General features: G+C 71.3%; 10 protein-coding genes and 1 pseudogene. 8 read left to right on the top strand and 3 right to left on the bottom strand.

The genetic code is table 11. The annotated features are described in order from the left end of the window. Nucleotides 1–8: 8 nt before the first annotated feature. Both ACIBN2_RS17825 and ACIBN2_RS17820 read left to right on the top strand, forming a co-directional pair. Nucleotides 9–611 carry a PadR family transcriptional regulator gene (locus ACIBN2_RS17825; RefSeq protein WP_399135394.1) on the top strand — a complete coding sequence of 201 codons (603 nt, stop codon included), beginning with the start codon at nt 9–11 and terminating at the stop codon, nt 609–611. A 151-nt stretch (nt 612–762) separates the two neighbouring features. Next, nucleotides 763–1,464 (top strand): SDR family oxidoreductase, encoded by a 702-nt coding sequence (locus ACIBN2_RS17820; protein WP_399135393.1) that lies wholly within the window; start codon nt 763–765, stop codon nt 1,462–1,464. 106 nt (nt 1,465–1,570) lie between these two features. Here the strand turns inward: ACIBN2_RS17820 and ACIBN2_RS17815 are convergent, their stop codons facing one another. Then, nucleotides 1,571–2,017, bottom strand: a complete 447-nt coding sequence (locus ACIBN2_RS17815) for an ATP-binding protein (protein ID WP_399135392.1) — start codon at nt 2,015–2,017, stop codon at nt 1,571–1,573. Nucleotides 2,018–2,405: 388 nt separating this feature from the next. On the opposite strand from ACIBN2_RS17815, the gene ACIBN2_RS17810 reads away from it, so the two are divergent. From ACIBN2_RS17810 to ACIBN2_RS17800, 3 genes and pseudogenes are all read left to right on the top strand, one after another. Further along, a complete protein-coding gene (locus tag ACIBN2_RS17810) occupies nt 2,406–2,912 on the top strand; it encodes a MarR family winged helix-turn-helix transcriptional regulator (RefSeq protein ID WP_399135391.1) in 507 nt (168 codons plus the stop codon). Between the two features lie 225 nt (nt 2,913–3,137). Further along, nucleotides 3,138–3,332: pseudogene (locus ACIBN2_RS17805) on the top strand (lipid II flippase MurJ); the annotation flags it as partial. 288 nt (nt 3,333–3,620) lie between these two features. After that, nucleotides 3,621–4,271 carry a phosphoribosyltransferase gene (locus tag ACIBN2_RS17800; RefSeq protein ID WP_399135390.1) on the top strand — a complete coding sequence of 217 codons (651 nt, stop codon included), beginning with the start codon at nt 3,621–3,623 and terminating at the stop codon, nt 4,269–4,271. Nucleotides 4,272–4,362: 91 nt separating this feature from the next. Here ACIBN2_RS17800 and argG read toward each other — a convergent pair whose 3' ends face one another. Next, nucleotides 4,363–5,817: an argininosuccinate synthase gene (gene argG, locus ACIBN2_RS17795; RefSeq protein ID WP_399135389.1), complete on the bottom strand. Its 1,455-nt coding sequence runs from the start codon at nt 5,815–5,817 to the stop codon at nt 4,363–4,365. A 162-nt stretch (nt 5,818–5,979) separates the two neighbouring features. Here argG and ACIBN2_RS17790 point away from each other — a divergent pair, with 162 nt between their 5' ends. Together ACIBN2_RS17790 and ACIBN2_RS17785 are read left to right on the top strand one after the other, a co-directional pair. Beyond that, on the top strand, nt 5,980–7,140 hold the full coding sequence (locus ACIBN2_RS17790; RefSeq protein ID WP_399135388.1) for a hypothetical protein: 1,161 nt from the start codon (nt 5,980–5,982) through the stop codon (nt 7,138–7,140). A gap of 168 nt (nt 7,141–7,308) precedes the next feature. Beyond that, a complete protein-coding gene (locus ACIBN2_RS17785) occupies nt 7,309–8,130 on the top strand; it encodes a fructosamine kinase family protein (protein ID WP_399135822.1) in 822 nt (273 codons plus the stop codon). 111 nt (nt 8,131–8,241) lie between these two features. On the opposite strand, the gene ACIBN2_RS17780 is transcribed toward ACIBN2_RS17785, so the two are convergent. Beyond that, nucleotides 8,242–10,419: a hypothetical protein gene (locus ACIBN2_RS17780; protein WP_399135387.1), complete on the bottom strand. Its 2,178-nt coding sequence runs from the start codon at nt 10,417–10,419 to the stop codon at nt 8,242–8,244. A gap of 195 nt (nt 10,420–10,614) precedes the next feature. Between ACIBN2_RS17780 and ACIBN2_RS17775 the strand changes: the two genes are divergently transcribed. Further along, a complete protein-coding gene (locus tag ACIBN2_RS17775) occupies nt 10,615–12,951 on the top strand; it encodes a molybdopterin cofactor-binding domain-containing protein (RefSeq protein WP_399135386.1) in 2,337 nt (778 codons plus the stop codon). Nucleotides 12,952–12,964: the final 13 nt, after the last annotated feature.

The raw sequence follows: 12,964 nt of genomic DNA, 5'->3' as shown, positions 1-12,964 counted from the left end.
TTGGGCCCATGGCTCTGCGCAACGCGGTGATGGCCGCGCTTCTGGAGGGTGAGGCGTCCGGATACGACCTCGCGAAGGGCTTCGAGGCCTCGGTGGCCAACTTCTGGATGGCCACCCCGCAGCAGCTCTACCGGGAGCTGGAGCGGATGGAGCAGGAGGGGCTGGTCTCCGCCCGCGTCGTCCAGCAGGAACGCCGGCCCAACAAGCGGCTCTTCTCGCTCACCGAGGCGGGCCTGGACGTCCTGCGCGACTACGTCGGCCAGGCTCCGGACAAGCCGCCGGCCATGCGGGACGAGCTGATGGTCAAGGTGCAGTGCGTCGACATCGTGGAGGGCCCGGCGTTCGACGCCGTACGGGCCGCGGTCGCCGAGCGCCGTGAGCGGGCCACCGCCAAGCTGGCCCGCTACCTGCGCATGCAGGAGCGCATGCTCGACGGACGCGGCGAGGAGGAGTACCTCGCCACCGCCGAGCGCATCGGCCCGTACCTGACGCTGCAGGGGGGAATCGCCTACGAGCGGGCCAACCTCCGCTGGAGCGAGACGGTCCTCAAGAGACTCGGCGAGCGCGCCGCCGCCCTCGGTCGGTCGGGTGGCGACCGAGGGCGGGTTTGAGGACGGGTTCGGAGGCGGGTTCGTAGGCAGGTCCGAAGGCGGGCTTGGAGGCGGGGCGAGGACCGAGGCGAGGACGGTTGGACATAGGAAACCGATCGGTTTACCATCACGGTGAAACCGATCGGTTTCCTATGTCTGGGAGGACTCTGTCATGACCGCTATCAAGAACGCCGTCGTCCTCGTCACCGGTGGCAGCCGGGGCATCGGCAAGGCGCTGGTGGAGGAGCTGTACGCCCGCGGCGCGGGCAAGGTGTACGCCACCGCGCGCGACCCGCGGACGGTGACGCACCCCGACGCCGTCCCGCTGGCGCTGGAGGTCACCGACCCGGACTCGGTGGCGGCCGCCGCCGAGCAGGCGCAGGACGTCACGGTCCTGATCAACAACGCCGGGGCCTCGGTCGGCGGGACATTCCTGGACACCCCCGTGGACGACGTGCGCCGCGAGTTCGACATCAACTTCTACGGCCCGCTGCTGGTGACGCGCGCCTTCGCCCCGGTCATCGAGCGCAACGGCGGCGGCCACATCCTCAACGTCCACTCGGTGCTGTCCTGGCTCGGCAACGCCGGCTCCTACAGCGCCTCGAAGGCCGCACTGTGGCAGCAGACCAATTCCCTGCGCCTGGAGCTGCAGCCGCGCGGCATCGCGGTCACCGGCCTGCACGTCGGCTACGTGGACACCGACCTGACCACGCGTATCGACGCCCCCAAGTCCGACCCCCGCGCCGTCGCCGCACTCGCCCTCGACGGCGTCGAGGCCGGTGCCCACGAGGTGCTGGCCGACGACATCTCGCGCCAGGTGAAGGCGGGACTGGCCGGGGAACTGGCGGCGCTGTACCCGCAGTTGGCGCAGTAGGACCGGTCGAGGCGCGCCGTCGTCCGGGCGACGGCGTCCGGCCGGCCGGCGCTCGGGTGGTGCACCGCGGCCCGCTCGGGGTGCGGATCGCGCGCCGACGGGTCCGCTACCTGTGCTGCCGCGTCTGCGACGTCTGGACCGTGCCGTGCGGACGCGTGTGACGCACCACCGCCCACACCGTCTTGCCCTGCCGCCCCCGGTGCCGTACTCCCCAGTTCTGGGCCAGCTGGTCGACGAGGTGCAGACCTCTGCCCCGCTCGTCCTCCCCGGTGGGTGTCTCCTGCAGGACGGGGTTGTCCGGGCTCTCGTCGGACACGGCTATGAAGCAGGAGCCGTCGGCCCGCGCCGTCACCGCCATCTCGAACTCGCGCTCCATGATCGGCCCGTGGCGCACGACGTTCGCGGCCAGCTCGGAGGCGAGCAGGACCACCCGCTCCGTGATCTCGTCACCCGTGGCGTGCCCCCAGGCGGCCAGATGCTGGCGTACCCGGTACCGGGCCAGGCCCACCGAGGCCGGATGCCGGGGAAGCCGCAACGTCTTGCGTCTCAGCACGGACACCCCTCCCGACTTGCGTACACGCACCCCTCCCCAATGCCGCACACGCATCCCTCCCTAATGCCGTCGAAAATACTCGACACTGGTAGAAGCGCCCAGTGACCGAACAATGTCACTCCGCACCCGATGAGCTGCTGAATCTGGCCATATCCGTACGGCGCGTCCCGCGCGGCCCCCGCCCGCGGTCGGCTGTGCCGCAGTGGCCACCCGTCCCCTCCAGCTCCTGCCGACACATCCGCCGAGGTCGATCCGTGCCCAGGCGCGCCGCCGATGAACCGCGGAGCCGCAATGCTCCGTCGGGCCGGGCGCGCATTCCGGCCACGGCCCTTCGGGAGCCCGGCCCATGTGATTGAAAATTCAAACGCACTCGCGGTAGAGTGTGCCCATGCCGACGACGCCCCGCTGGCTCGACGCGGACGAACGACGGGCCTGGCTGGCCTACGTCGACTTCTCCACCCTGCTCGGCGACCATCTGAACCGGCAGTTGCGGCGCGACGCGGGCGTGACGCACGCCGACTACAGCCTGCTCGCCTACCTCTCCGCCACGCCCGACGGCGCCCTCGGCATGTCCGAACTGGCCGAGCGGCTCAAGATCACCCGGAGCCGGCTCACCCACGCGGTGAACCGGCTGCGTGACATCGGCCTCGTGGACCGGCGCGAGGACCCCGCCGACGGGCGCGGTCAGCTCGCGGTCCTCACCGGCGAGGGTCGCGCCCTGCTGGAACGGGCCGCACCAGGGCACGTGGAAGCCGTGCGACGGGCGGTGTTCGACGCCCTCACCCCGGAACAGGTACGGCAGTTCGCGGAGATCGGCGAGGCCATCAGCGACGCACTGCACCGGGCCGAGGGCACCGAGACCGCCCCGGCGGTGCTGCCGTGGAGGCGCCGGTAACGACGTGACCCGGGCGGCCACTCGACTGCGGCCCGACCCGATCGCCTCTCCCTGGCCGCCACCAGCCGTCCCTGCGTCTCGGGCGGCGCGATCTCGAAGGCATAATCGGGCCGCATGACACAGGGGGAGCAGCCCGCGGCGCCGACCACGTCGCCGGGCGAACGGGAACAGGGGCGGCATGCCGCCCCGGACGTGCAGGCGGGGGCGGCGCGGTCGTCGCTGCTGATGGCGGTCGCCACTGTCGTCTCGCGGGCCACCGGGCTGATACGGCAGATCCTGCAGGCCGCGGCGTTGGGCACCGGCCTGCTGGCGACCACGTACAACACGGCGAACACCGTGCCGACCAGCCTCTACACACTGCTGATCGGCGGCGCGCTCAACGCCGTACTGGTGCCCCAGCTCGTGCGCGCGCGAGCGACCCACAGCCCGCGCCTGCAACGGGTTCCTGGGCAGCGGCACCTGGGCCGTGGCGGGCGCCCTCGGCGCGGGAACGCTCGCGCTGGCCCTGGCGTATCTCGTGCCGGCCCGTCTGCTGAAGATCGGGGAGCTGCGGCACCTTCGTGCGCTCCGTTGAGGCCCGCGACCGGGTCCATCTCCTCGAATCCTTGAAATCATCTGCTGAGGTACTTCACTCCGTGCGGGTACTCGCACAGCCGGACCGAAAAGGATGTCTCAGCGCGAACGAACGGGAAAGGAGCGGCGACCCAGATGCAGTTCCATGACCGTGAGCAGGCAGGACGGGAACTGGCCGTGCGGCTGCGGATCGAGCAGGAGAAGGGCATGCTGCCCGATCCCCTCGTCCTCGCCCTGCCGCGCGGCGGTGTCACCGTGGCCCAGGAGGTGGCGTCGGCGCTCGACGCTCCGCTCGACGTCCTGGTCGTACGGAAGATCGGTGTCCCGTACGAGGAGGAACTCGGCGTCGGCGCGATCGTCGGCGACGACGACCCGCTCTACGACGAGCAGTTCCTGGATCAGCTGGGCCTCGGCGACTCGGAACTCGCCCCCGTGGTCGAGCGGGAGCGCGAAGAGCTCCACCGTCGCGAGGACCTCTACCGGGAGGGCCGCCCCGCGCCCGGACTCAGAGGCCGGACCGTGATCGTCGTGGACGACGGGCTCGCCACCGGCTCGACGGCCCGCGCGGCCCTGCGCTTCGTGCGGCGCAGAGAACCCGCCCGCCTCGTCCTGGCCGTACCCGTCGGCTCGCCGGACGCGGCCGACCGCCTGCGGCCCGAGGCCGACGAGGTGATCTGTCTGCAACGCCCGCCCGCCTTCATGGCCGTGGGCAACTTCTACGAGGATTTCGAGCAGCTCACGGACGACGACGTGCTGCGGGCGCTGCACACGACGGCCGAGCCCTGAGGGCAGCGGAAGAGGACAGCGGAAGAGGCCGGCTCGACGACATGGGCGCCGTCGAGCCGGCCTCTTCCGCAGATGCGGCCTGTCGTCCGGGTCAGTCCGTGCCGGACTCCATCGCCGCACGGTCCAGCAGCGCGTCCTCCTCGGAGACCTCGCCGCGGGAGGCGATCGCCTCGGCGCCGCCCTCGGGCAGCTCCGGCATGGTGCCGATCAGCCCGGTCGCGGCGGCCTGGGAGGCGCCGATGGTCGGGCTGCCGGTGCCGATCAGGCCGAGCCCGACGTACTGCTCCAGCTTGGCGCGGGAGTCGGCGATGTCCAGGTTGCGCATGGTGAGCTGGCCGATCCGGTCCACCGGGCCGAAAGCGGAGTCCTCGGTGCGCTCCATCGACAGCTTGTCCGGGTGGTAGCTGAACGCCGGGCCCGTGGTGTCCAGGAGCGAGTAGTCCTCACCGCGGCGCAGCCGCAGCGTCACCTCGCCGGTGACGGCCGCGCCGACCCAGCGCTGCAGCGACTCGCGGATCATCAGCGCCTGCGGGTCCAGCCAGCGGCCCTCGTACATCAGGCGGCCGAGGCGCCGGCCCTCGCTGTGGTACTGGGCCAGGGTGTCCTCGTTGTGGATCGCGTTCACGAGGCGCTCGTACGCCGCGTGCAGCAGCGCCATGCCCGGCGCCTCGTAGATGCCGCGGCTCTTGGCCTCGATGATGCGGTTCTCGATCTGGTCGGACATGCCCAGGCCGTGCCGGCCGCCGATGGCGTTGGCCTCCATCACCAGGTCGACGGCGCAGGCGAACTCCTTGCCGTTGATCGTCACCGGGCGGCCCTGGTCGAAGCCGATCGTCACGTCCTCCGTGGCGATCTCGACCTCGGGGTCCCAGAACCGCACACCCATGATGGGCTGCACGGTCTCGACGCCGGTGTCCAGGTGCTCCAGGGTCTTGGCCTCGTGCGTGGCGCCCCAGATGTTGGCGTCCGTGGAGTACGCCTTCTCCGTGCTGTCGCGGTAGGGCAGGCCGTGGGCGACCAGCCACTCCGACATCTCCTTGCGGCCGCCGAGCTCGGTCACGAAGTCCGCGTCCAGCCAGGGCTTGTAGATCCGCAGGTGCGGGTTGGCGAGCAGGCCGTAGCGGTAGAACCGCTCGATGTCGTTGCCCTTGAAGGTCGAGCCGTCGCCCCAGATCTGGACGTCGTCCTCGAGCATCGCCCGGACCAGCAGGGTGCCGGTGACGGCGCGGCCGAGCGGCGTGGTGTTGAAGTACGCCCGCCCGCCCGAGCGGATGTGGAACGCGCCGCAGGTGAGCGCGGCCAGGCCCTCCTCGACCAGCGCCGCACGGCAGTCGACCAGGCGCGCGATCTCGGCGCCGTAGGTCTTCGCACGGCCGGGCACCGAGGCGATGTCGGGCTCGTCGTACTGGCCGATGTCGGCGGTGTAGGTGCACGGGACGGCGCCCTTGTCGCGCATCCACGCGACCGCGACCGACGTGTCGAGGCCGCCTGAGAAGGCGATGCCGACGCGCTCGCCGGCGGGAAGGGAGGTGAGGACCTTGGACATAGGAAGAGTATGCATCATCTCGCATGGTCATGCAAAGTGGGCATGCGAAAGCCGGGTTACGCCCCTAAACCGGGTTCCGCCCCTAAACCGGGTTCCGCCCCTAAAGACGGCTTCCTTCCGGTTCCCTCCCCCCACGTGCCCTCCCTCAGGCACCATGATCGTGTGACATACGCGGTGACTGTGGACGTGGAGCTGCCCGAGGGCGGCCCGCGGCTCGACGTTCTTCAGCGGGAGGGCGTGGTCTTCCTGCTGCGCAAGGGCCTCGATTCGATCGCTGCGATCGAGGGTCCCGACGGGATGGAGGTCGACCTGGTGGACGACGTCATCACCGTCCATCCCCAGGGGGCCCGGCTCAAGCTCTACGTCGACGCGCCCGCGCTGGAGTTCGCCGAGGACGCCGCGCGTGAGGTCGTCGCGGAACTGCTGGAGCGGTCCGAACCGCTCACCGCCTGGGAGATCACCCGCTGCGGCGTGGAACTCGCCCCCGAGGTGCTCCAGGAGAGCCTCGACGCGGCCGACGGCCCCGACGCACCGCCGGCGGACCCCGCCGAACGCGCCCGCAGACACGCGGCGGGCAAGTCGTCCGGCGATACGGGCCGCCGGGACGACACCGACGTCGCGGACATGCGGCGCAAGCTCCGGTCCCTCGCCCCCAGCCTGCAGGCTTTCCCCCTCACGTCCTTCGGCCACTCCGACGACGAGGAGAAACGGATCGTCAGCCGTGAGGCGGCGGAGATCGCGGCCGGCGCCGTCGTGTACGCCGTCGATCTCCTGGTCGACGAGCTGTTCACCGACCTGGCCGGTCTGGAGGAGGAAGGGCCCACCGTCGCGGACACCGACGCGCCGTTCATGATCCTCGACGAGCTGCCCCGGCAGTTCGCCCAGCAGTACTCGGTCCTGTTCGCGCGCCGCCTGACCGTCACGGCCGTGGCCCTGACCGGCCGCCTCGCTCAGCCGCACTTCGGCCGGCTGAGCTGCGTCGCCGAGGAACTGCTGCTGAAGTTCCTCGTCGGCCAGGCCGAGGCGACGGCAGACCTGTACGAGCTGCTGAGCGAGGAGGTCGAGACGGCGCTTCAGGTCTTCGCCGACGGAGTGGGCGAGGACATGGACCACGAGTGGCTCTACGCACCGGCCGCGGACGGCGTCGGCAAGGGCCTCGTCCGGGACTGGTTCATCCCCTTCGGCGACGAGGGCTACGTGCATCCGTACGCCGCGCACGACGACGGCGACGACGGCGATGACGGCGATGACGGCGACACCGGTGACGACGGAGACGACCGTGACGCCGATGACGGCGGCGGCGAACAGGAGCTTCCCGGCTGACCGTGGCCGCTCGACGGCAGCTCTACCCTGGTGCCCGTGCACAGCGGCTTCCCCTCCGAGGGCTCCCCGTCCGGGAGCTCCTCCTCCGACGGCTCCTCCTCTCCCTCCGACGACTCCTCGTCCTACGGCGACGGCGACAGCGACGGACCGGCCGCGGCTGCCGCCCGGATCACCGGCCGTACGGTGCGCGGCGAGCGCCCCATGTCCGGAGCGCTCGCCGAAGTCGGCCTGGACGGCGGGCAGTTGGTGATGGTCAAGCGTGCGGACGATCCCGGAGCGGCGCAGGCCGAGGCGGCGGGGCTGTGCTGGCTGGCCGAAGCCGGCGCCGTCCGCATTCCCAAGGTCCATGGCCACGAGGCGCGTTGGCTGGTGACCGACCTGATTCCGCAGGGCCGGCCGTCGGCTGGGGCGGCGCACGAGTTCGGGCGCGGCCTGGCAGCCCTGCATGCCGCGGGTGCCCCCGCGTTCGGCGCGCCACCACCCGGCGGCCCCGTCGAGGCGTACATCGGGCTCGCCCCCATGCGGAACGTCACCGGCACCGACTGGCCCGTCTGGTACGCCGAGCATCGCGTGCTGCCGTATCTGCGCGCCGCGGTCGACCGGGGCACGATCCGCCCCGCCGAGACGGATGTGGTCGAGCGCGTCTGCGAGGCGCTGCCCGAACTGGCCGGACCCGCCGAGCCGCCCGCCCGGCTGCACGGCGACCTGTGGAACGGCAACGTGCTGTGGGGCGCCGACGGGGACGTCTGGCTGATCGACCCGGCCGCGCACGGCGGGCACCGGGAGACCGACCTCGCGATGCTCCACCTCTTCGGCTGCCCGCACCTGGAGCAGGTCGTCGACGGATACCGGCAGGCGGCCCCGCTCGCGGACGGATGGGCGGACCGGATCGCGCTGCACCAGCTCTTTCCCCTGCTGGTGCACGCCGTGCTCTTCGGCCGCGGCTATGCCGAACAGGCCCTCACGGCAGCGCGAAGGGCCCTCGCGTGACGTCACGCGAGGACCCTTGCCCGAAGTGAGCGGCGAGGAGAGCGAACGGACTAGTTTCAGGAGTGTGAGAAGGAAGTCCGTCCATGGCCTCGCCTGCGGCAACCCTAACAGTCAGTCGGGGATCAAGTCGCGCAGATTTTCCGGGGTGATGATCTGGGAGTCCGGGTGCAGCCCGTCGGGACGTTCCAGGCCGATGTAGGTGACGGGGCCCGGTGGAAGGGTCTCGCGGTCCCACAGGGTGACCTCCGTCGCGCTCTCGCCCCCGGCCATCAGGTCGGTGACGTAGCGGACCGTCAGGTGCTCGCGCTCGAAGATGCCGCGCAGCAGCGTCGCGACCGTCACGCGGTTGCCCTCGACGCGGTTGGCCGACGGGGTCCCCCTGAGGTACAGGTGCAGCCACTTGGCGGTCCAACTGCCGTCCTTCTCGCGCCGGAACGCCAGCGGCAGCGCGACCCGGCCGGGCCCGCGCAGCTCCGACTTCATGCGCACGGTGGCCGGTTCGAACGGCCGCCCCTGCTGCTCGGCCTCGCGCAGCATGAAGCCGAAGAAGGACTCCTCGACCTCCTCGAAGCCCTCGCCCGCGAAGATGTTGACCTGCGGCACGACGTAGCTGCCGCGCACCGCTCCCAGGCGCAGGTCGATGAACTCCGAGGCGCCGTCCGGTGCTTCGGTGATGTCGCCGGAGTGCTCGCCCTCGAGCTGGGTGAGCGCGGTGTAGGACAGCCAGGCGAGCGTCTCGTACCGCTCGTCGAGCATGACCGCCGACAGGTCGAAGTCCGTGCGCTGCCGGGACTCCTTCCAGTACACGAAGAAGCGCAGCAGCTCACCCTCGACGGGGGAGACGGAGCCGCGGGGCAGCACCCCGAGACCGGCCGCGGTCGCCTTGCCGCTGAGCGGCAGCGCGACGCCGAGGACGTCCGGATCGACCAACACCCTTTCCGGAGAGGGCAGTCGGCGCCGGATCTCGGCGTCGAGCGCGGAGATCAGGCGCCCCCGCTCCGCCGGCAGCACGGGCGGCCGCTCGTCCTCGGCGACCCAGGCGCGGCCGAGCCGGTTGACGAACACCCGGCGCTCGCCGGTGGCCTCGGCGCGGTTGTGAAGGTGCTCGCGCACCGACAGCACGACCCGGCCGGACACCTCGGGCACGACCTGCTCGGCGGCGGCGACCACGGCCTCCCGCTCGTCCTGCGTCAGCGCCATCCGCAGCAGCCGGTCCAGCGAGCGGAACAACTTGCCCGGCGCGGACGTGAGCAGCCGCGCGGCACCCGTCACGTCGTGCACGGCGAGCAGTTCCTCGACGCGGCTGTCGAAGGACCGAGCCTGGACCTCGCCCCGGGCGACGGCGAACACCTCGGCCGCGTGCGGCCACTGAGGGTACTCGTGCGGGTGCAGCCGCTCCCCGAGCCGCTTGAAGTCCTCCCGCCACGCGTTGACGTCGGCGAGCTTGGCCGGGGACGCCGCGACGACCGCGTCCAGACCCGCGAGCAGCGCGCGGCGCACCGGCCGCGACAGCCCCTTGAACCGGGTGGCCGTCTGCAGCGTCACGTCACCGTCCGACAGGGCGCACGCCAGGCGCAGCACGTCGGTCACGGTGTCCAGGAGCAGGCCGGCGCCGGCCCGCAGCCGGGCCTCGTTGACGACCGCGCGGTTCTCCCGGACCGGGATCTCCTCGGGCTGCGGGCCGTCGACGCAGTGGCGGGCGAGCATCCTGAGGTCCTTCAGGTCGTCCTCGCCCAGCGGGGTGGCGCTGCCGGCCAGCGCCAGGTACAGCGCACCGATCTCGTCGTCCGCCTTGCCGCCCAGGTGCAGCACGGTCGTGCGGTCACCCGCCGCCGCGATCAACTCGCCGTGCGCGGCCAGCATTTCGGCGTACGTGTGCCGGTAGTTGCCGTAGGAGGGCAGCGTGAGCAGGTCCACCACGCCGCTCTCCAGCTGGGCGACGGTCCCGGGGCGGGCCTTGTCGTCGGCGAGTGCCTCGGCGATGCAGCGCATCCAGAAGTCGAACGTGTCGGGCACGTTGGCCGGGAAGTCGATGAAGTAGACGTTGTGCCGCACGTGGTCGCCGACCATCTCGCGGACCGTGCGCAGCGTGCGTACGGCGGTGTCGACGACCGTGCCCTCGGACAGTCCCGACAGATGCTCCAGCAGCTCGGCCGAGAGCTTGAAGCCCACCGACATCAGCACGGCGTCGAACTGCCGCGCCGCGACGTCCCCTTGACCGGCCGGGCCGGCCGGGAGGGGGATGCGGTGGGTGTGCCGGATGACCAGCGGTTCCAGAAGGTGGGACATTCCGGAATGATCGCAGAGCCCGGCCGGCCGGCGCATTCGGGTTTTCTCCGGACGGCGTGCCGAAGCGCTTCACACACCGGACGCCTTATGGCGTTTCCGTGTGGAAGCGGAACGTAGATCTATCGCGGCACGCGACCGACGTGCACAGTCAGGAGCCGCCATCAAGGCGAGTGCCGTGCGCTGGGAGGACAGCTGATGGGAGCCCACGAACACCCGCAGCCGCAGGATGCCGTGTCCACCCCGGGCGGCATCGGGCGGCGAAGATTCCTGGGATACGTCGTCGCCGCCTCGACGCTGACCGTCGCCGCCGAACTCGGCGAGGCCGTCCTCGCCCCCACCCCGGCCGCGGCGGTCGTCCCCTCGGTGCCCGGACCGGCCGAGATCTACGACCTCAACGACATGCTCACGCACGCCACCCTGCCCACGGCGAACCTGATCACCATCCGGCTCGACCCCGACGGAACCGCGCACTTCGCCCTGCCCCGGGCCGAGGTCGGGCAGGGCATCACCACCTCCAGCGCCATGCTCGTCGCCGAGGAGCTGGACCTCCCGCTCGACCAGGTCCGCGTCACCCTCGCCGACGCCCGCCCCGAGCTGCTGTTCAACCAGCTCACCGGCGGCTCCAACACCACGATCTCCACCTTCACCCCGATCCGGGTGGCCGCCGCCGTCGCCCGCGGCCGGCTGCTGCACGCGGCGGCACTCGAACTGGGAGAAGCCCTCGGCACCCTGACCGCCAAGGCCGGAGTCGTCACGTCCACCGTCACCGGCAAGAGCCTCACCTACGGCGAACTGGCGCAGAAGGCGGCGTCGGTGACCACCGGTCAGGTGTCCGTCGCCCTCAAGGACACCTCCGAGTTCAAGGTCATCGGGACCGCGCAGCGCCGTATCGACGCGCTGGAGGCGGTCACCGGGCGCAAGAAGTACGCCATGGACCTGAAGGTGCCGGACGCGCTGCCCGCGATGGTGTGCCGGCCGCCGACGATCAACGGCACGGTCCGCTCCGTCGACAACCTCGACACGGTACGGGCCATGCCCGGCATCACCGACGTCGTACGGATCTCCAGCGGAGTCGCCGTCCGCGGCCGCACCTTCGGACAGTGCATCGACGCGGTGCGGGCCCTGAAGGTCACCTGGGGCCCCGGCACCGCCGACGACGAGTCCGACGACACCATCGGCGACGAACTCCGCAAGGCCGAACTGCCGCTGCCCGCGCTCGACCTGCTCACCAAGTCCGTCGACGCCCGCTTCACCTTCCACTTCGCCAGCAACAGCGCCCTGGAGCCCAACTGCGCCGTCGCCGACGTACGGCAGGACTCCGCCGAGATCTGGGCCAGCCTGAAGTCCCCGATCACGGCCCAGGAGCAGATCGCGCTCACCCTCGGACTGCCGACGGCCGCGGTGAAGGTCCATGTCACCGAGGGCGGCGGCTCGTTCGGGCGCAAGCTCTTCCACGACGGCGCCGCCGAGGCCGCGGAGATCTCCAAGGCGACGGGCAAGCCGGTCCGGCTGATGTGGCACCGCACCGACGACTTCCGGCACGGACGCACCCACCCCATGTCCACCTCCCGCGTGCGCGCCTCCTACGCCCTCGGCCAGGTCCTCACCTACAACCAGCACCACACCTCCGTGGCCACCGACTTCGGCCACGGCGTCGGCGAGATCATCACCGCCGAGGCCGCCCAACTGCCCGTCGGCGACCTCACCTTCTCCGAGACGATCTTCACGCTCACCCAGCAGACGCCGTACAACTTCGGCGTCGTGACCCAGCTGCTCAGCGAGACCGACAAGGGCTTCCACACCGGCTCCATGCGCAACATCTACTCGCCCAACGTGCGGTGCGCGCAGGAGCTGGTGGTGGACGAGCTGGCCAGGCGGACGGGCAAGGACCCCTACCACTTCCGCAGGTCGTTCCTCAAGGAGGACCGCGCCCGGGCCGTCCTCGACAAGGCGGCCGAAGTGGGCAGTTGGGGGCGCAGCATGCCCGCCGGCACGGCCCAGGGCATCGCCCTGCACCCCGAGTACCACGGCTACGTCGCCGTCCTCGCGGAGATCGACTGCCGCCCCCAGACCACCGGACGCAAGGTCCCCGACGCCTGCACCGGGCCCCGGGTCACCAAGGTCGTCTGCGCCGTCGACGTGGGACTCGCCGTCAACCCGCGCGGTCTGGAGGCCCAGATGATGGGCGGCATCATGGACGGCATCGCGATCACCCTCAGCTCGGGGCTGCACCTGGACAACGGGCACTTCCTGGAGGGCAGTTGGGACAACTACTTCTACACCCGCCAGTGGAACACCCCGCCGGAGCTGGAGATCGTCGTCATGCCGCCGACCAGCGGCAGGCCCGGCGGCGCCGGTGAACTCGCCGTCGCCGGCGCGATGGCGGCCGTGGCCTGTGCCTACGGACGCGCCACCGGCACCATGCCGACGACCTTCCCGATCAACCACGACGGCCCGCTCGGCTTCGAGCCGCTGCCCACCAGCCCGCCGATCCCGGCGTCCCCCACCGACGGCCTGAGCCGCGCCTACTAGGAGTTCTGGAGGC

The sequence above is a fragment of the Streptomyces sp. NPDC050534 genome (assembly GCF_044457745.1).
Lineage (GTDB): Bacteria > Actinomycetota > Actinomycetes > Streptomycetales > Streptomycetaceae > Streptomyces.
The sequence above is the reverse complement of the archived record's forward strand: the minus strand, read 5'-3'. Positions and strand labels throughout refer to the sequence as shown.